Origin of the sequence: Halobacteriovorax sp. RT-2-6, assembly GCF_047085025.1 — a bacterium.
In the GTDB taxonomy this organism is placed as follows: domain Bacteria; phylum Bdellovibrionota; class Bacteriovoracia; order Bacteriovoracales; family Bacteriovoracaceae; genus Halobacteriovorax_A.
Genome location: NZ_JBKIYH010000001.1, coordinates 1249932 through 1268807 on the forward strand (window position 1 = coordinate 1249932; position 18876 = coordinate 1268807).

Here is an 18876-nt window from a genome sequence, read left to right on the forward strand (position 1 = left end):
ATGATTGAAACAAATAACCTCACAAAGAAATTTACTAGTTATAAAAAAGAAGAAGGATTTAAAGGAAGTATTAAATCGTTCTTTAATCGTAACCCTATAACAAAATATGCCGTTAATGACTTTAGCTTCAAAGTTGAAAAAGGTGAAATTAAAGGCTTACTTGGTCCTAACGGAGCAGGAAAAACAACACTTATGAAAATGCTTACGGGAATTATTGTTCCCTCAAGCGGAGAAGTTACAATTGCAGGCTACAAACCTTGGCAACGTGACAAAGAGTTCAGAAAGAAGATAGCTCTAGTTATGGGGCAAAAATCTCAACTTTGGTGGGACATTCCGGCCATGGACTCTTTTCAATTACTTCAAAAGTATTATGAAATCCCAGATGACCAATTCAAAAAGAAGCTTGGTTACATGGGTGAGCTTTTAGATGTAACAGAATTATTTCATATTCACGTAAGAAAGCTTTCTCTTGGGGAAAGAATGAAGCTTGAGTTAATGGCATCTCTACTCCATGAACCAGAAGTATTATTCTTAGATGAGCCAACGATTGGACTAGATTTAGTAGCACAAGAGAATATGAGAAATTTCTTAAAAGAATATCACGCAAAAAATGAGCTATCGATTATTCTAACATCACACTACATGGCCGATGTTCAGGCGCTTTGCAAAGACCTCGTTCTAATCTCAAAAGGTCAAAAATCATATGATGGCCCTCTTCAGAATCTTGAAAAGATCCTTGGAGATAAGAAATCAGTATACTTCAGCTTTGATAGGGCCATTGATACAAAAGAAGAGTTCTGGTCAAAGCTTGATTGCGACTTCTTAGATAATGCTTCAAGTGTAGAGTTAAGAGTTGATAAGGAAGAGCTTTCAGAGATTTCTGCGGCAATTCTTTCAAAATATCCAGTTGTTGATTTTCATACGGAAAAACTTCCAATTGAGAAAGTAATGAAGAAGATCATGGAGAATCCGGAGATTCTAAGTAATGTCTAATCTTATAAAATGGTGGCAAACCATTAAGATCTCCATTGTAAAGTACACGGCATACCGCCTAAATTTCTTCCTCCAAATAATTGGACCGGCACTGGTGTTTCTCTTTATCAAATACAACTTGTGGACGGCAATTTTTGAAAGTACAGGAAGTGATACAATTAAGGGCTATACGCTTAAGGCGATGCTTACGTACCACGTCTGGGCCTTTGTGGTTTCACAACTTGCCCAAGGTCATACTGCACTTAATTTGGCCCTTGATATTCGAATGGGAAGGATTTCAACATATCTAATCTACCCTTTTAATTTTTGGGAGTTTCATACCGCTTCATTTATTGGCTTTCAAATTATTCAATTATTTGTAACAGGTTTTGCAATATTCTTGTTTTCGGTAATTGGTATTTTACCAAGTGTCGACTTACCGACACTACTAAATGGTGTTGGAGTTTGTCTTTTTGTAAGCCTCTTTTGGTTCTCGCTACAATACTTAACGGGTGTTATGGCATTTTGGTTAGAAGAAACATGGATATTGAGAGTTATGCTTCAGATGATCACAGTTTTCTTATCAGGTGCAATTATTCCGCTAGAACTATATCCGGACTTCTTTAGAGAAATCCTTATGTATACACCATTTCCCTATCTAACTTACTATCCAATTAAGGTTTTCATGGGAGAGGCCGTAAGCTATGCAACTTTTTTTAGTGTCCTATCTCCATGGCTAATCCTTGTTAGTGTTATCAGTGCATTAACGTGGCGTCGTGGGATTAAACTTTACACAGCGGCGGGGATGTAATGAGTTTTAGTTCGGAAATTAAACACTATCTTTCAGTATATAAGAAATTTATTTCTACAAGTACTGCCGTGGCCATGAGCTTTCGTACGAGCTTTGTTCTTATGGTTATGATGGATCTTATGTTCTTTGGTTCGGCTTACTTCACTGTTGATTTTATTTTTGATCACGTGGATATGGTCATGGGTTGGAATCGAAACCAATTCATGCTCTTTCTCTCATATGTCTTATTAGTTGATGGCTTCCACATGATTATTTTAAGTCAGAATTTTTGGCGCTTTAGCGATGATTTAAAATCAGGTCAGCTAGACTACACAATCTTAAGGCCACTAAGTTCTATCTTTAGTGTCTTCTTTAGGAATGTAAGGCCTTCCTCAATTCCGACTTTAATTCCTGCAATTGTAGTATTTAGTTATTATGCAAATATAAACAATTTCTCTCTTTTTCAGTGGTTATTAGTTCCTCTGCTGTTAATCCTATCTTTGGCCCTACTGGCAGTTGTCGAGTTTGTCATAAGCTGTGCAATGTTTTGGTTGGTAGAGGGTGTAGGTATTAACTTCTTTAGAATGCAGATGCAGCAACTTTCGCGTTGGCCAGATCTGATATATGGTGCCGCAACGAAGAGAGTCTTTTCAACTCTTGTTCCAATTTTACTTGTAGGCTCGGCCCCTATTCATTTCTTACTAGATATGAGTAAGTGGCACTACCTACTTTTAATGGTAGTTGCCACTGGTGTATTTTGGTTTATCTTGTTAAAGCTTTGGGAACGTGGACTTCAAGTCTACGACTCGGCTTCTTCATAGGCCATATTTAAGCAGCTTGTCTTCTTTCACTTTCTTCACCCAAGAAGACAAGCTCGATCTCTCCAATTGAACGATTCACAAAGCTAACTTCATTTAAAAGCTGATCTGCGATATTTGATGCTCCTTTAGCAATTCCAGTATTTGACTTAGAAGAGACATCGATATTTGAAATTGAATTTTGTAACTCAGAAATCCCCTTTGATTGCTCATATGTTGCAGTAGTAATTTCCGTAATTGAGTTAGTAACATTCTCAACACTATCGACAATTTCTTCAAGAATTTGCCCACACTGATTTGCTACCTCAGAGCCAGAAGTCACACTATTTCTAACTTTTTGAACAAGATCAGTAAGCCTCATATTAGACTCTTCAACAATTGAGTTTACTTCATTAACACTTGTGCTAACCATATCTGAGATTTCAATTGAAGCATTTCCACTCATTTGGGCCAATTTACCAACTTCTTCAGCAACTACGGCAAACCCTTTTCCAGCTTCTCCTGCCCTTGCAGCTTCAACTGAAGCATTAAAAGATAAAAGCTTTGTTTGAAAAACGATATCATTAATAATTTGAGTTCTTTCCTCAATGCGATTAATTAACTCAACGATATGAAGCATCTTCTTATTGTTATCCGTAAATTCACCAACCATCACATCAATATCACTATCAATACCATTCATAGAATGAATCATTTTCTTAACAATTTTCTTACCGACTGCTGCCTTACCTAAACTCTCCTGTGCTAAATTATTTGAAACCTTAGCATTATCAGCAGTCATCCTGACCATAGAACTAATCTCTTCTAGAGAGCTTGAAGATTCTTGTAATGATGAATCTTGTCTTTCACTAGATAGCGATAGTTCATTAGATGTCGATGCAATACTCTTTGCACTCTTTGTCAGTGATCGAGATGTATTAGTTAGAGCAGTGATCGTTGCCTTTATTTTTTGCGATATATTAGATGCATAAGCAACACCGATAGAGAAGCCAAGGATAATTCCAATAAAAGAAACGACGACTAATGTAATTTGTAAGCTACGAGCTGTTGAACTAACCACTGATGCGGAAGTGAGAACTTCTTTAGACAGTCGTTCATTGTATTTATCTAAAACTCTTTGGTAATTTTCAGCAGCTTCTGGACAGTGAATTAAGAAAATTTCTTGAAGTTCAGATCTCGCCTTCTCGTTATTAATCTTTGCAAGTTCAACTGCTCTACCACCAACTTTCTTGAAGTCATTCCACTGCACTTGAAGTTCATTAAATATTTTTTGTTCTTCTGCATTAGAAATAAGACGACTTAGTTTATTAGCTGCTAATTCATAATTATCAATCATCTTTAAAGTGTTAGAAATAGCGCTTTCTCTATTTCTTCGATCCAAGTCCTCAAGCCCAAGAGTTCTAACTTGAATTCGCGTTTTCTGATAACTAACGTCCATTTCACTTAGTAATGAATTTCGAGGAATAATATTCTCGCTAAAGAAGCTTGATTGCTCACTCAATTCACTTACACCGAAGTAAGAAACAGTACTTATAACAATACTGACAACTGATAAAAAGAAACATAGTAGAATTAACTTAACTTTAAAATTCTTATTCTTCATTTATCCTCCATAACCACTTGAAGTATCGTACAGAGGCAAGTTTAATTAAAGTTTAGCATTTAAACTAAACCTATACAGAATAAAAATAAATAGAATTGGATATGTTGAATTCTAACTATTTAGACAATAAAAAAAAATTAAAAAAAACAAAAGTAAAATTAGTGGGACTCAATTTTTTCGCACGCGCCTTGATGTTTTATTTGCACTTTTTGGCAATTTGCGTTGCAAGCACTACCGTAAGTCTTTCCATCAACTCCACACACTGGCATCCAAATCATCGGACAGATACATGGTGCTTTCCCCTGTGGATGATGAGGCTTCATCGGAGAAGTAGCGTCGGGCCTTAGTTGTTTTTTATTTGTAGTCTTATTTTCTTTATTATCACATGCACCGTCAGAGATTTCAGTGGCCCCTGATGCTTGTGCCATACAACGATTTGAGTAAGTCTTCCCATTCCCGCAAACAGGACTAAATTCTTTTGTACACTTAAACGCGTAACTATTAATTGTTAGAACAATCGCTAAAAAGAATTTCATATCTACCTACTTTTTTCGAAGTTTACACATATACAAAGGACCTATTTCTCCCTTCGCATCCGGTAGAAATATTGTACCATATTCAGTTTTTTCTCCAAAACCGAAAGTATTTAGTTCTTGAACAAGCTCAACTTGGTCAGCTCTTTTTTTAAGAACCTTAGCTATAACTTCATCATTTTCAAGACTAGATATAGAACATGTTGAATACAGAACTTCACCACCACTTTTAAGGGTCAAAAGGGCCGAACACAGAAGCGAGTATTGAGTGGCCGCAAGATTCTTTGTTCTCTTCTTAGACCACATATTGAGATATTTTTGATCATTTAAAGTATGACGCTCTCCGGAGCATGGTGCATCGAGAAGAACAAAATCGAATTCATCTTTTAGGTTTAGGCCATACTTATTGCCATCAAAGCCGCGAATATCAATGACATCCCTCATCTCTTCTGGCACATACTCTGAAATAACACGGCGTAGGCGCTCTTTTCGATTTCGAGAAAGCTCATTTAAAACAAGATGTCCCTTTCCTTGCATTTCTTCAAAAAGAACTAAACTCTTACCTCCAGGGGCCGCACACATATCAAGAACTTTGGATCCCGGAGTTGGATTTAGATTACGAGCAACGATAACGCTAGCAGCATCCATGATATAGTGGGATTTAATTTGCTGATTTTCACTCACTTCGCCATTAGCATAAACACCTGCAATGATTTCATCGGAATCAATAAAATCACCTTCAAACCAAATATTACGACGATAGGCCTTTTCCTCTTTCTTTGTGAAAGAGTCCTTTAATGAAGGCCATCTCTGGCCCCACATTTGTGAGTAAAAATATTCAAAGCCCTCTGGGCCTTTCGTTGGTGCAGCTTGGTTTTTCATGCGCATCATGTTACTAAATAAGGCCTAAACAGCAAAGTAAAGGATCGTGAAATGGAAAAATTTATTGATCAAATTATCAAAAATTTAAGTGCCAATGGCTTCCCTGAAAAGAAAGTCTCACTTCCAACTGAAAAAATGTATGAAGTTGCAGATAATAAAGGTTTAAGCCTTAATAAAGTTCTCGAAGAATTAAGAGAAAAGAAAATGATCGACAGTGAAATCGGTCCAGAAAAGATCGTCTTTTCAATGCAAAAATTTGAAAATCAACAAGATATGTACGCTAAGGCACAAGAGATGATGTCTCAAATGTCACCAGAAGAGCTACAAAAAATGCAAGATATGATTCAAAACATGTCTCCAGAGCAGCGTGAACAAATGATGGAACAAGCAAAGAAAATGGGGATGATCTAATAGAATCATTTTTTTCTACTCCACTTTCAAGTCTAGAAGACTTCATCACAGAGCATGGATTCACAAAAGTTCATGCTCAAACGATCTATACTCAGATCTATAAGCACGGTGCAAAATCCTTTGAAGAAATTTCTGGATTACCACAAAAGCTTTATTCGTTATTAGAAAAAAAGTACTGCTTTGATTTTCTTGAGATCGCCAAAATTCAAGAATCAGTTGATGATAAAACAGTTAAGCTCTTATTCAAGTTAAGCGATGGGCGCACAGTTGAAACAGTCTGTGTCCCTTTTCAAAAGAAGTATACTCTTTGCCTCTCTTCACAAGTTGGTTGTGCAATGAAGTGTTCATTCTGCTTTACTGGAACTCAAGGACTAACACGCTCTTTAGAAAAGAAAGAAATTATTCTGCAATACATACAAGCATATGCCTATATCAAAGAGAAATTTGAGGGCCACCAAGCAGCTCCTAATATTGTTTTTATGGGTCAAGGAGAGCCTCTTCATAATATTGATAATGTTGCAGATGCCATTGAGATTCTAAAAACCACAGAGGGCATGGGACTAGGTCCAAGGCAAATTACTCTTTCAACGGCCGGCTATCTTCCGGGAATTAAAAGATTTAGTGAATTAGGAAGTGTTAACTTTGCCCTAAGCTTTCACTCTCCATTTAATGAAGAAAGAAATGAGCTTATTCCATTAAATAAAGCCTACCCTATTGCGGACCTCATCAAAGAGCTTAAGTCTATAAAGCTCATGAAGCGACAATTTCTAACTTTTGAATATTTAATTATTCGCGACTTAAATCATACGAGAAAACACGTTGAAGAAATTGGAAGGCTATTAAAAGATATGCCTGTAATTTTCAATCTAATTCCTTTTAATGAATTTCCAGGTGCACCCTATAAGAGGCCAGAGATGGCAGCAGTCGAAGAATTTAAAGCTGGGCTTATGGAGTTGGGGTTTCATGCAATGATTCGCACAACTAAGGGCGATGATATTCTAGCAGCTTGTGGCCAATTAACATCACAAGAAACGCTTAGCTAATTCAATATCAGGAATTGGACAAGTATCCATTTCCTCACCAATTCGATATCGATTTTTAGCAACTAGTTCATATAGCCAATTTCTTATCACCTTGGGAACGATCTTAAATAGATTGAAATACCCATGGCCAAGCACATCCATCACAGCAATGACCGCATCCGACTTAGTAGAAAGCTTACCATTTTGATAAAAAACTACTGTCGACAGATTCTTAACAAAATCTTGTTGAAGATAATTCAAGGCCTTTGGGTCCTGTAAATTACAGAATTTGACCTTTTTCTTGTGGTCAATTCGATAAATAAACTTGACGAGCCTATTACATATTAAGCACTTACCGTCGATGAAGATGATATTCATACTATCCATTCTACACCATCTGCCAAATTGTAAAAATTATATTTGCTGAGTTAGAACTACATTGTTCATATTAAGTATGTTAGATTTTGCCAACTTTTACCCTATTATCGAGAGAGCAATCTATGAAGAAAATTCTACTTCTTGGTGTTAGTGCCATTACCCTTTTAAATCTTACGTCATGTGGGAATCGTTCAAGTATTTATGACGACAAGGGACCAACTATTAACAGTCAAGGCCTAAAAGGTGATGCTGTTGCTTCAGAAGTTTCAAATGCAAACTTTGTTTGTGACAGATTTTCAAAAAATGGATGTATTGATCAAGTCCTACTTATGGGTAAATTAAATCGTGGAAAACTTCAAACATGTGCAGCTTTCTTTGTTGGTGAAAACTTAATTGCGACAGCAAAGAAATGTCTTCCAAGCAAGCAAAAAGATCAGTCGTACTCTGACTGGCTTGACTCAGCTTGTTCGGCAGTTGCTTTCAAAGACCTTAAAGGTTTCACATATACTTGCTCATCAATTGAAAATCAAAAATATTCTGAAATTGCTCTAATCTCAACAAAGCAAAAGTCAAAAGTTGGATTTCTTGAAACAACTAATGAAGGTATTAACTTTGGTGGAAAGAACCAAATCTTTGAACTTACAAGCTTTAAAAAAGGTTTTGAAATTAACTATGCTTTATCAGAAGGTAAATACACGAGAGCAAAGAAAGAGTGTAATGGACTTACAGATTCACTTCTAACAACAATTAACGGATCAAAAGATTCTAAGAACTTTGTCCTTTCAAATTGTGCAATTGATTGGAACTCAACTGGTTCTCCAGTTCTAGTTGATGGAAAAGTTGCTGGTATGCTTCATGGTAAAATCGAAGGTGATGCAGATTTTGGAACAAAAGTGAGTGATAGAGATGGTGTTGCAGTTGCTGAAAACTTTGCATGTCAAACTAAGTTTAACGCTAATACTCCAGCTGCTTGTGATCTTCATAAGCTTGGAGATAAAATTAACAGCCTAAAAAAGACTCTAAAAAATGCCCTTGTTAATAATGGGACAGCTTTTGATGCAAATACTCAAGATATTACAATCTTTAGAAAAGATTCAAATCTAATGGTTCTAGCAACTGAAAAAGCAACGACTTGTGCAACAGAAGGTGAAAAAGGAAGCTTCCAAGCTTGTAAGGTAAACTTACCACTTAAGAACAAATTCCTTTCAACTCTTGATCTTGCAAATGTCGCACTTGATTGTGACAACGCCGTGACAACAAATTGGAAAACAATCAAAATTGATGAGAAGCTAACAAGACAATTTAGCTTTGAAGACTATACTTTGGATGGATACCACGCTGATAGATTTTGGATAGAAATTCCAGCTTGTGAATAAGTAGTAAAAAGAAAAAAATATAAAGGCCGCTCAATCAGCGGCCTTTTTTATTTAAAGTGTATTTTGTAGAAACTCTCTCATTAATTCCCAAGACTCTTTATCTGCTTTTTCATTATAGGCCAATGGAAGATTAAATTTCTTCCCATTCTCAGTGGCCTTAGGATTCGTGAAGGCATGAGTCGCACCTGGTAGGTTCACAAATCTCATAGGAAGCTGCGATCTTCTTATAACCTTCTTAAAATTAGCGATATCGTCTTTTGACACTAACGGATCATCTGCACCATTTATTACAAGTAGCTTTGCCTTTGAGTTCTTTGTGACTTTTTTAATCCCACCTAACGAGCCGTGAAAAGAGACAACTCCCTTCAAGTCTGCCCCTTGGGTAGCATTGAAAAGAACCACAGCACCACCAAAGCAGTAACCGATCGCTCCAATTCGTTCAGCATCGACACTTGGCTGCTCTTTTAAAAGCTCCATGGCCTTATTAAATTTGGCCTTTAGAAGAGTTGGATCTTTAAAAGCTTCAGTAGCAAATTTCATTGCATCCTTAGGATGATTTGCCTGTTTTCCATCTCCATACATATCCAGTGCAATAGCATTGTAGCCAAGCTCAGCAAGTTGATCTGCTCGCTTACGAGCATATTCATTATGTCCCCACCATTCATGAACAACGACTATTCCAGGTCTCTTATCATTCTCATTTCCAGTCAGGGCCATATAGCCCTTAAAAGTCTTATCCCCTACTGTGTAATCAACATTCTCCGTTGTAACAGATGAACAGCTTACAAAGCCCATCATCATAAAAATTGGCAGTAAAATTCTCATTTTTCCTCCTAAAATATTGACTGCCACAACGCAATCAGATAATTATGCATTATGACAAAAACAAGCCTATATAATTTAACTTTAGAAAGTTTCCCATATGATGAAGCAAAAATCATGGGAAAGTGGGTCTATAAAAAGTTAAATTTTAATCCTGACACCTGGGAGAATGCTCCACGTGTAGTTAGAGAAAAGGCAAAAGAATATGACCTATCACTGCTAAAAATTCTTTGGCAGGGACTTTCGAAGGACGGAACACGTAAGTTTCTTCTTGGTTTAGGTGATAAGAACTCAATTGAAGCGGTTCTTATTGAGAGTGAAAACGACAAGCGTCTTAGATCGACTCTGTGTATTTCTTCTCAAGTTGGTTGTGCCATTGGTTGTACATTTTGTCATACGGCCACACAAGGCCTAACAAGACATCTGCAAACATCTGAAATAGTCGGACAATTTTTAACTGTCTCTAAATGGATGCAAGAGAATGTCGATCCAAAATATCAGATTTCTAATATTGTTTTTATGGGTCAAGGTGAACCACTTCATAACTTCGAGAATGTGAAGAAGGCCTGCTATCTATTAACTGATCCACTAGGTATTGCACTAAGTAAACATAAGGTGACAATTTCGACATCTGGGCTTGTACCAAAGATCAAACAATGGGAAGAACTACCAGATGTAAACGTTGCTATCTCACTACATGCTATTAGAAATAATCTACGTAGTGAGCTGATGCCAATTAATAAACGCTACCAAGTTGATGATCTTCTTGAGGCACTAAGATCAATTCCAGTTAAGAACTCTCGTCGTATAATGTATGAGTACCTCTTAATTAAAGATCTTAATGATACGCAAGAAGATATTGATGGGTTGATAGAAAACCTTCCGAAGAAGGAATCAAAGATTAATATTATTCCATTTAATGAATATCCTGAAAGTAAGTTTAAACGCCCAAGTGATGAACATATTGAATGGTTTCAAAGATCACTTCAAGCTGCAGGTCTTACTTGTACAGTTAGAGAAACTAAGGGTGATGATATTCTAGCGGCTTGTGGCCAACTGAAAACACAATACGAAAAACTTAATCTTCCATCGTAATTAGATTAGCGAGTCTTTAACAAGTGCAAGAATATCCTTAACAAGCAAAGAGTTCTTCTTCTCTACTCGATAAACTAACGCAATTTGGTCCTTAACTATCGGTGAGTTATTTACAGGAACGAGGTTCTTATAATTAGAGGCGACACGACTTGGAAGAAGACCAATACCAAACCCTTCATTTGTGAGCTTAGCGATAACTTCTAAGTTATCGCTTTCAACATGACCATCGATTTCAATCGAGTCATTTTTAAGCTTTCTTAGTAAGTCCTGACTTTGTGCTAATTGAGGATTAAAAATTAATTTATTATTTTTTCTTTTTGGTCGGCTCGACTCAAAAAGCTTAACCTCATCGAGACCCATCTCATTAATAATAAGGTCTGGATGTTTAATAGGATTAACGACAATTCCAAAATCAACTTCAAAATCAATAACTTTTCCAGTAATGATGCGTGAAGAATCGTGAATTAAATTGAAATTTAAACGAGGATACTTCTCGTATATCGATGGGAGAATATGAGGGAGAGAATATATTGCAACTGAAGGATGAATACCAACCTTGAACTCTCCAATAATTTCTCCACCTTCTTGATTAAAGATATTCTTAGCATCTTGCCAGTCTTGTAAAAGCTTATTTGCACGATGATGAAATTCTTCACCAAATTTAGTAAGTTCAATTCCGCTTTTAAGTCGAATAAAAACAGGAGCACCAAGTTCCTCTTCTAATCTTTTAATTGAATAACTTAATGCCGGTTGTGTTAACCCAAGTTGTTCTGAAGCTCTAGTGACATTCTTAAGCTTGGAAACAATAAGAAAATTTCTTAAGTCATCTAATTTCAAAGACATTCGATACCTACTTTATTAATTCATTAATTAATTTTTTATAATCCATTCCTGCTAATTTTGCGGCCATGGCAAATTCATCTTTTGTTGCGACATTTGGATTGGGGTTGGCCTCAATTATATAAGGAATACCTTCTGGACATACTCGCAAATCAATTCGTGCATAACCTGTTAGCTCTAATACTTTATAAGTTCTTTTACAAATTTTTATAATCTTATCTTCCAGCTCTTTTGTTATCTTAGCTTTTCCAGTCTCAATACCTTTATCCTGCCTATATTTAAGACTCCATTTAGCTTTTTCAGAGTAAAGCTTAGCAAGTGGATTATCGATATTATTAAAAGCAAGCTCTAAGATGGGAAGAACCTTCAGTCTTTTTGCTCCCATTACTCCAACGAAGAACTCACGACCTTCGATAAATTCTTCAATAATTACATCTTCCTCATATTTATCCATAAGATAAATAATGCGCTCAATTGCCTTTTCAGGAGATTTAACTATAGATGCCGAACTAATTCCAAGAGATGCATCTTGATAGAGGCATTTTACAATTAATGGATACTTTAATTTCTTCGATATTTTCGTAACTTTGGCTTTTGAGCGGCTTGTGAAAACCTGAAACCCAGGTGTCTTAATCCTGTGGTACGAAAGAAGTTTTTTGGCCAACGCCTTATCTCTTGCTATCATGAGCCCGCGTGGATTGGCCCCTGTATATTTAACTTTCAGTAATTCAAGGTAAGAAACAACGTTTTGATCAAAGAGTACTTTTCCATCAAATTCCTCTAAGAGATTAAACACAACGTGTGGCCTAAACTCTTCAATGGCCTCTCTTAATGGCATAAGATCAGAGTAGACACCAACGATATTAACTTCATGACCTATTTCTTTTAGTGTTGAAATAACATTATATTCCGTAATCCACGGTTTAAATTCAAAGTCGTCTTTTTTCTTATCTTCTTTAGATATATCAGCTGGAGGAATGAGATCAGAATGAACAAGAACTAACACTCTTTTCTTTCTTTTATGACTTTTTTCTTTCTGGCTCACATGACTATCCTGTCGCGCCCCTCTCTAAAGTATTTATCAGCATGCGATAACACAATATTTTGTATGATTTGAGGGCCATACTTATTTGGAATCATAAGCTTTTTAGAACTTGAGATACTTTCCAAATCATTTACAACAGATTCTATTTTATATTGATATTCTTTTGTCAGCAAGGATATATCCCTAACGAGCTCTCTCCTTAAACCACCGATTACTTTATCTAGCTCTATTCCTGTCGTTTCATTATGGATAAGGTACTTTTGAATATGATGTATACTACGACGTGCTTGAGAGCTTTTACGTAATTTCTTTCTTTTAAGCTTAAGATACTCTCTTACTGTTAATTCACTTTCTTCAATACTATCAATCTCTTTATAACAAATGACGTTTGGCTTTTTATTACTTAAGGCCTTCATCATATTATCAACATACTTTAATTTTTTAAGAGCAGGCCAATTTTCATAGACTCGTTTCCAATTAGAACGTGGAGTTAGCCATACTGAAAATGTTTCAGCAAAATCTTCTTCTGGATGAGCTTGCGCATAGTTGTCTTCGAGATGGTACACAAACTTCTTTGAGAACTTCTTGGGTTCATAAAAAGAAGGATATGCGATTTCATGATCGCCAAAGATTGATTTTCTCTGTTTGTCGTCTTTTAGAAAATAAGCATTATCCATGACATGGCCACATTCATGTCTCAAAAGCTTCATGAACCAGTCATGAGTCTCCCCCTCACAAGCACCTGTAAATTCTTTTTCTAATTCAATTAGTTTTGGATGCATGAGGGTGAAAGGAACGGCAATACCAGAGATTGAATCTGGACAAAACCACTCGTCACTTAGCCAAACTTTTGGCTTTACGAGTAATTTCTTTGCCGAGAGCTCGCCAGTAAGTTGATCTAAACAAGGAGCAAATTTACTTTTTTCAAAGCAAATATCAAGCTCCCACAACTGAGCGTTGAGAATGTCTTCACGACAAGCGAGGTCCAAATTCAATTTAATCATATTAATCTCTTCAAAGTAGTGGCGATTATAGCCCTAACCAGAAGAAATTAAAGAGATTTTAGCGACCTATGAATTATTTATCAGTTCATAAGTCGTTAATACAAACTTGGCCGTTGCGATTGATTTTTATTTTAAAATCAACGCCTTTAATCTTTGCACGAATATGGGATAAATGCGTGTTAATTGTCTTGTTTGTAACAACAACAGGGCCCCATGTACCAAGAACTAGCTCTTCTAATGTATAGATTCGCTTTTGACTTGAAATTAAGAAATTTAAAACTTTGAATTCTGTCTTAGTTAATGAAACCTCTCCATCATCAACAAAGACTGTCTTTGTGTTGGTGTTGATTCGTAAATTACGAAATCCGATCCACTCATTTTGAAAAACAAATGACATATTTCTTTTCTCCTCCCCCCTCATTTATTTACCTTAAGGGCAAGTGAGATATTACACAAGCTGTAAAATCAACAAGTTACGAATCTTATCGCTACTAATTAAAATAAGTTTGTTTAGGCTAACAATTTTAGCCATTTGACGCTTTATTCTTTAGAGATCGTGCAAACAGATTTGATTATTTCGATTAATTCTTATTCTAAAGTCAACGCCTTTTGTTTTATGACGAAGATGAGTTAAGTGAGTATTGACAGTTTTATTTGCCACTTCCACATCACCCCAAATATATTCAACTAGTTGCTCACGCGGATAGATTCTTTTTCCGCCGCTTAATAAGAAATATAGAATTTTATATTCCGTCTTTGTTAATTCGATTTTGCGATCATCCACAAGAGCAAAACGATTTTGTGGATCGAGAGTTAAATTTCGAAAACTAAGTTGCTTTTCACCCGTAGCCTTGTCATTGTCATAAGCGTGCATATTCATTCTCCTCTAAAACTGTAGTTGAGAGAATTTTATTCCATTGAACAAGTCCATGTTTTTGAGGTAAAAAAAGACACGTAAAGAATATTCAGTTATTAATTTATATTAAATATTATTAATCAAAAGATAAGAGAGTTTGATGGAAAACAAGAAGGCACTTTTTTGGAGTGGAGGGCTTAGCTCACTAAGCTGCTTAAAACTTTTAATAAAAGAAGGTACAAGTAAAAGTGATATTGTTCTCATTACTCTACTTTCAAAAGAAGGTAATGAAGTTGGCCATACTGGTATACCAGAGGAAATTATATCTCTTCAGGCCAGGTATATGGGCATTAAGCTTGTCAGGCTCTACAATGATGAAATAAGTTCTAAGGTCTTAAATAAATTGAGTGAACAGGGTTACAATTTTTATAGTGGCCAAAGAAATGATAAATTTTCAAAAAATCCTATTATTGCAAATCTAAAAATAAATACACCATTACTCGGTATATCTTATACAAAGCTTCTTGAAGATCAAATTAATCGAGCAATTTTAACAAGTGTGGATAGAGAGGATCATCAACGTTTTCTAGGAAAAGAACTTAAAGACATTGAGATAAATTTTGATGAGATGGATATTGATACCTTTGTTATTTTTGATCCACTCATGAGAATTCGTATTCCTTTTTCTAAAAATATTATTATCGAAAAAGATAACCACTTTATTTGTAAAATAAGAAATGTCTAATGCCAAAGTATCATCAGAGACTTTGAAATTTCTTTAACATTACTATCATACTTGCTTGCCCCTTCAGTCATATAATCGTTAGTGATCATATTTGGAGGTCATATGAAGAATAAAAGAAAATTCTTATTTGTAGGTGCGCGAATACTTATGGGTGCCACCCTACTTTTGGGAGGAGTTACTCCAGGACTTGGCTTACTTACAGAATCTCAATACACACCTGAAGCGTTAGCTTTCATTAATTCGCTTCAAGACACCGGATATTTATACTACATGATTAAAACACTTGAGATTGTCTTAGGTACAATGTTCTTGTTAAACTTATTTGTTCCGCTAACAGCTGTTATCGCTGCACCATTAGTAATTAACATTTTATTCTTTGAGCTTTTTCTTTGTAATTCATATTTAATTGCACCGATTATTCTCATCGCTTGCGAACTTATTGTTTACCGCGAACATCGAAAATTATTTAATTGGCTATTTAAATACCAGATTCATACACATACGAATGATCTCGATGCACCAGATATGATAATTCTATCTGACTTAAAAGAGAAAGATCCAAAGGTGTACCAGAACGTTGTTGATTCTCAGTATTATCATAATATTTAAAACAAATATTGAGTTGGCCCGTTATCTGTTTAATTGACAGATAATGGGCTTCTTGTAACTATCTTCCTAAATAATTTATAAAGATAAAGGTGAACTCTGTGAAATTCAGAGACTGTCCCGCAACGGTTAGAGTCCGAGCCCTTCAATTTTATTATGTCTCGGAGGAAGATCATAAAAACACTACTTTATTACGCCACTGCATTCTTACCATTAACATCAATTGCACAGATTACAATTAAGGCCACAAAGCTCGACACAAGTTCAGAAAGAATAACTAGTGCTGTCACTGTAATCACTCGTGAAGAAATTGAAAACACTGATGCCACAACACTTCAACAGCTCTTACAAAGTAAAGCAGCTATCTTTATTGGCCAGACAGGTCAAATTGGATCGGCTTCTAGTCTTCGACTACGTGGACTGCCTAGCGGTTTCTCAAAAGTTCTCATCGACAATATTGAACTAACTGATCCTACTGATATCAATAATTCATATCAGATTAATCATCTTAATCTGGATAATATTGAGAGTATTGAGATTCTAAAAGGTAGTCAGTCAATTCTATACGGATCAAATGCCATTGGTGGTGTTTTAAAGATCAATACAAAGAAAGGTATAAAGAGCTCTAGTGTTAGAGCTGAGTATGGAAGTTATAATACGGCAAAGCTTGCGGCCCAATCGAGTGGTCACATGGAAAGGCTTAGTTACGGTGTTAATTTTTCATATCTTCAATCAGATGGATATTCTTCAGTAAATGAAGATCGATTAACAAATGCTGAAGATGACTCTTATAAGAACCTAAGCTTCTCATTAAACACGAGCTATCTAATAAGTAATCAGATGGAACTAAACTACCAAGGTCAGTTCATTGATTCAGAAATCGAAATTGATGGCTTCAATTTTGTTCCACCATTTAACCCTATTGATGTGGCAGACAATGATCTAAATAAGTACAAGCAGTACAATAACTATCTGGGGCTTCGCTATAATAGCTCAGATGAGAGATTCAGCCTTACTCCAAGCATTAGGTATTCGACAATTAGAAGAGAGGATCCTCAAGGCTTCACTCCACTATTTCGCGGTGAAGAAACTGATGTAAAGCTAGATGCCACTTATGAATTCTCTAAGAGCTTAAATTCATTCTACGGTATCCAATATCTCAAACAAGATGACTTAACACTTGGAAACTATAGTGAGCTCTTCTCTGTTTATACAACTTTCAATTACGCTTACAAGAACTGGTTTTCAGATCTAGGTGTACGCTTTGATAAATTCTCAACTTTTGATTTAAATACTATCGCTAGTATTGGCCTTGGTTATAACTTCACAAGAGAACTTTCTCTAAAGGGTCATTTCTCTGGTGGATATAAACTTCCAACTCTTTATCAGATAGCAAATCAACTAGAAAATTTAGATCCAACAGACAGTATTAATAGCGAACTAACGCTCACTTATAAGAAAATCACATATCAACTTGAACTTACACTATTCAACTATGATTTAAAGAACCAAATTGACTACGATGCAATCAATATGGGTTATCTAAATATTGCAAAATCTGAGATTCAGGGTATTGAATTTAACTTTAATCAAGAGTTTCAAAACTCATTTACACTCGCAACTTCTTTAACAATTCAGAAAGCGACAAATAAGGTTACTAATTTGGATCTTGCTAGAACACCAAAGGCACTTGCAAGTGTAGAGTTAGGATACAGAATAAACGATTCTCAAAGAATTACAAACTGGTGGCAATATGTAGGAAAACGAGAAGACTTTGGAAGTATGCCTTCTTATGTAATCGGAAATCTTAACTATGAATATCAGAACTTTAATTTCAAAATCATTAATATCCTCGACAAGGATTATGAAAATATTCGTTACTACGGAACGATGGCACGTAGTTATTTCCTGGGCTACAAGCTCGACTTCTGATGATATTTCTTTACCATCGCAATAGCGATGGTAAAGAATATTATTGATCCAATATTTAAAAAGTAGAAGAAATTAATCGCATCCTTTGCACCAAAATTGTCAGCAATAACACCAAAAACAAAGTGCATAATAGCAATACTTACTCCGATATAACTCATCGTCTGGGCCAATACCACGTGATTCTTTTTTGGAAAGTTATTTGAAACCCAATCAACGATAACAGGAAAACAAAAAGACATGAACAAGGCCGTCATTGGATAAAAGATATGGTGAAATTGTCCTAAACTAAAACATATCAAGCTTGTTAATAATGAAATGTAGATTAACTTATTCGATGATAATTTAATATTTAAGAAGGCAAAGCCTAGCCTTCCTAACATAAGAAATAAAAAGAAGTAAGACAGATAATTATTAGCGTTAATATCTGAATAATTATGAGCTTCAACAAGATAGAATTTCAATCGAGAAGAGAGCATGATTTCAGATGCAACATAGAAACCAGCAAATAAACCAATCATCAAATTCATTAAAAAAGCATTTGGCATTGAACCATCATTCTCTTTTATTTCGTCATGATGAGTGTCTTCAATAAAGAAAGAATAAATAAATACTAATGCACATGGTATTAATAAGAATTTAAAGAAGTGAATCCAATCAGAATTTAAGAAATAAAATAGGGAAAGAATTTGTGGGGCCAATAAAGAGGCTACACCGTAGACACCGTGAAGTCCTGATAAGTAGCGCCTTTTATGTTCTGAAGGTGCACCATTATCAACCATGAAATTCATGGTGATACCAGTAATACCGAAACCGAATCCGGCCCACGCACCAAAGAAGAGACTCAAGTCAAAATTTAAAAAGTCTCCACCTAGTCCAATTCCAAACGTTCCTATCCCCATCATAACCATGGCCATTCGAGTTGCTCTCACAGGGCCAAAACTCGGAAGCCAAAATGAAGTAGTAAGGTATGCTATGAAAGAAGTTATGGACATCAAAGAGAATATCAATGAACCTTTATCAGGTCTGATTTGAAAATATTGTAAAAGCTCAGGATAAACACTACCGCGTCCATTATCAATAAGGCTTAAGGCCACAAGTGATAAGTATCCTAAAGAGACATAACCAAAATTTTTCAAATCAACTTCC

At 35.6% G+C, this 18876-nt stretch carries 21 protein-coding genes and 1 riboswitch; of the genes, 10 read left to right on the forward strand and 11 right to left on the reverse strand.

Annotation, left to right across the window (positions count from 1 at the left end):
- Genes ACMAYS_RS05895 through ACMAYS_RS05905 form a run of 3 tightly spaced genes read left to right on the forward strand, consistent with a single transcriptional unit; the run spans position 1 to position 2583 of the window.
- On the forward strand, positions 1-993 hold the full coding sequence (locus tag ACMAYS_RS05895) for an ATP-binding cassette domain-containing protein (RefSeq protein WP_412462931.1): 993 nt from the start codon (positions 1-3) through the stop codon (positions 991-993).
- Positions 986-1783, forward strand: a complete 798-nt coding sequence (locus tag ACMAYS_RS05900) for an ABC transporter permease (protein ID WP_412462932.1) — start codon at positions 986-988, stop codon at positions 1781-1783. The genes ACMAYS_RS05895 and ACMAYS_RS05900 overlap by 8 nt, the downstream gene beginning before the upstream one ends.
- Positions 1783-2583 carry an ABC transporter permease gene (locus ACMAYS_RS05905; protein WP_103216446.1) on the forward strand — a complete coding sequence of 267 codons (801 nt, stop codon included), beginning with the start codon at positions 1783-1785 and terminating at the stop codon, positions 2581-2583. The genes ACMAYS_RS05900 and ACMAYS_RS05905 overlap by 1 nt, the downstream gene beginning before the upstream one ends.
- A 7-nt stretch (positions 2584-2590) precedes the next feature.
- On the opposite strand, the gene ACMAYS_RS05910 is transcribed toward ACMAYS_RS05905, so the two are convergent.
- The 3 genes from ACMAYS_RS05910 to ACMAYS_RS05920 all read right to left on the reverse strand — a co-directional run bounded on the left by ACMAYS_RS05910 (position 2591) and on the right by ACMAYS_RS05920 (position 5598).
- Positions 2591-4183, reverse strand: coding sequence for a methyl-accepting chemotaxis protein (locus ACMAYS_RS05910; protein ID WP_412462933.1), 1593 nt, complete (start codon positions 4181-4183; stop codon positions 2591-2593).
- A gap of 158 nt (positions 4184-4341) precedes the next feature.
- Entirely contained in the window at positions 4342-4719 is a 378-nt protein-coding gene (locus tag ACMAYS_RS05915; protein WP_103216444.1) for a Kazal-type serine protease inhibitor family protein, read from the reverse strand.
- A gap of 6 nt (positions 4720-4725) precedes the next feature.
- Entirely contained in the window at positions 4726-5598 is an 873-nt protein-coding gene (locus tag ACMAYS_RS05920) for an RsmB/NOP family class I SAM-dependent RNA methyltransferase (RefSeq protein WP_158246759.1), read from the reverse strand.
- A gap of 51 nt (positions 5599-5649) precedes the next feature.
- Between ACMAYS_RS05920 and ACMAYS_RS05925 the strand changes: the two genes are divergently transcribed.
- Together ACMAYS_RS05925 and rlmN (ACMAYS_RS05930) are read left to right on the forward strand one after the other, a co-directional pair.
- Positions 5650-6009, forward strand: coding sequence for a hypothetical protein (locus tag ACMAYS_RS05925; protein WP_392990989.1), 360 nt, complete (start codon positions 5650-5652; stop codon positions 6007-6009).
- A 44-nt stretch (positions 6010-6053) separates the two neighbouring features.
- A complete protein-coding gene (rlmN, locus tag ACMAYS_RS05930) occupies positions 6054-7052 on the forward strand; it encodes a 23S rRNA (adenine(2503)-C(2))-methyltransferase RlmN (RefSeq protein ID WP_412463092.1) in 999 nt (332 codons plus the stop codon).
- Here the strand turns inward: rlmN (ACMAYS_RS05930) and ACMAYS_RS05935 are convergent.
- A complete protein-coding gene (locus tag ACMAYS_RS05935; protein ID WP_103216440.1) occupies positions 7032-7418 on the reverse strand; it encodes a thiol-disulfide oxidoreductase DCC family protein in 387 nt (128 codons plus the stop codon). The genes rlmN (ACMAYS_RS05930) and ACMAYS_RS05935 overlap by 21 nt on opposite strands.
- 113 nt (positions 7419-7531) lie before the next feature.
- Between ACMAYS_RS05935 and ACMAYS_RS05940 the strand changes: the two genes are divergently transcribed.
- Positions 7532-8785, forward strand: coding sequence for a hypothetical protein (locus ACMAYS_RS05940; protein ID WP_412462934.1), 1254 nt, complete (start codon positions 7532-7534; stop codon positions 8783-8785).
- Positions 8786-8836: 51 nt separating this feature from the next.
- Here the strand turns inward: ACMAYS_RS05940 and ACMAYS_RS05945 are convergent, their stop codons facing one another.
- Positions 8837-9610, reverse strand: coding sequence for a dienelactone hydrolase family protein (locus tag ACMAYS_RS05945; protein WP_103216438.1), 774 nt, complete (start codon positions 9608-9610; stop codon positions 8837-8839).
- Between the two features lie 51 nt (positions 9611-9661).
- Here ACMAYS_RS05945 and rlmN (ACMAYS_RS05950) point away from each other — a divergent pair, with 51 nt between their 5' ends.
- Positions 9662-10702 carry a 23S rRNA (adenine(2503)-C(2))-methyltransferase RlmN gene (gene rlmN, locus ACMAYS_RS05950; protein WP_392990985.1) on the forward strand — a complete coding sequence of 347 codons (1041 nt, stop codon included), beginning with the start codon at positions 9662-9664 and terminating at the stop codon, positions 10700-10702.
- Here the strand turns inward: rlmN (ACMAYS_RS05950) and ACMAYS_RS05955 are convergent, their stop codons facing one another.
- From ACMAYS_RS05955 to ACMAYS_RS05975, 5 genes are all read right to left on the reverse strand, one after another.
- The gene (locus ACMAYS_RS05955; protein WP_103216436.1) at positions 10703-11545 is read right to left on the reverse strand and encodes a LysR family transcriptional regulator; all 843 of its coding nucleotides are present in this window, start codon (positions 11543-11545) and stop codon (positions 10703-10705) included.
- 7 nt (positions 11546-11552) lie between these two features.
- Positions 11553-12587 carry an ATP-grasp domain-containing protein gene (locus ACMAYS_RS05960; protein ID WP_412462935.1) on the reverse strand — a complete coding sequence of 345 codons (1035 nt, stop codon included), beginning with the start codon at positions 12585-12587 and terminating at the stop codon, positions 11553-11555.
- Positions 12584-13591, reverse strand: a complete 1008-nt coding sequence (locus tag ACMAYS_RS05965) for a putative zinc-binding metallopeptidase (RefSeq protein ID WP_412462936.1) — start codon at positions 13589-13591, stop codon at positions 12584-12586. The genes ACMAYS_RS05960 and ACMAYS_RS05965 overlap by 4 nt, the downstream gene beginning before the upstream one ends.
- An 85-nt stretch (positions 13592-13676) precedes the next feature.
- Positions 13677-13988, reverse strand: a complete 312-nt coding sequence (locus ACMAYS_RS05970) for a winged helix-turn-helix domain-containing protein (RefSeq protein ID WP_158246757.1) — start codon at positions 13986-13988, stop codon at positions 13677-13679.
- Positions 13989-14138: 150 nt separating this feature from the next.
- A complete protein-coding gene (locus ACMAYS_RS05975) occupies positions 14139-14465 on the reverse strand; it encodes a winged helix-turn-helix domain-containing protein (RefSeq protein WP_158246756.1) in 327 nt (108 codons plus the stop codon).
- A 142-nt stretch (positions 14466-14607) separates the two neighbouring features.
- On the opposite strand from ACMAYS_RS05975, the gene ACMAYS_RS05980 reads away from it, so the two are divergent.
- The 3 genes from ACMAYS_RS05980 (at position 14608) to ACMAYS_RS05990 (ending at position 17730) form a co-directional block, all read left to right on the forward strand.
- Entirely contained in the window at positions 14608-15192 is a 585-nt protein-coding gene (locus tag ACMAYS_RS05980; protein WP_392990979.1) for a hypothetical protein, read from the forward strand.
- 102 nt (positions 15193-15294) lie between these two features.
- Positions 15295-15801, forward strand: coding sequence for a hypothetical protein (locus ACMAYS_RS05985; protein WP_392990977.1), 507 nt, complete (start codon positions 15295-15297; stop codon positions 15799-15801).
- Between the two features lie 71 nt (positions 15802-15872).
- A riboswitch (adenosylcobalamin-variant (AdoCbl-variant) riboswitch) is annotated at positions 15873-15999 on the forward strand.
- Positions 15955-17730 (forward strand): TonB-dependent receptor plug domain-containing protein, encoded by a 1776-nt coding sequence (locus tag ACMAYS_RS05990; protein ID WP_412462937.1) that lies wholly within the window; start codon positions 15955-15957, stop codon positions 17728-17730. Its footprint overlaps the riboswitch before it by 45 nt.
- Here the strand turns inward: ACMAYS_RS05990 and ACMAYS_RS05995 are convergent.
- Positions 17712-18866 (reverse strand): MFS transporter, encoded by a 1155-nt coding sequence (locus ACMAYS_RS05995; RefSeq protein ID WP_392990974.1) that lies wholly within the window; start codon positions 18864-18866, stop codon positions 17712-17714. The genes ACMAYS_RS05990 and ACMAYS_RS05995 overlap by 19 nt on opposite strands.
- Between the last annotated feature and the right edge of the window lie 10 nt (positions 18867-18876).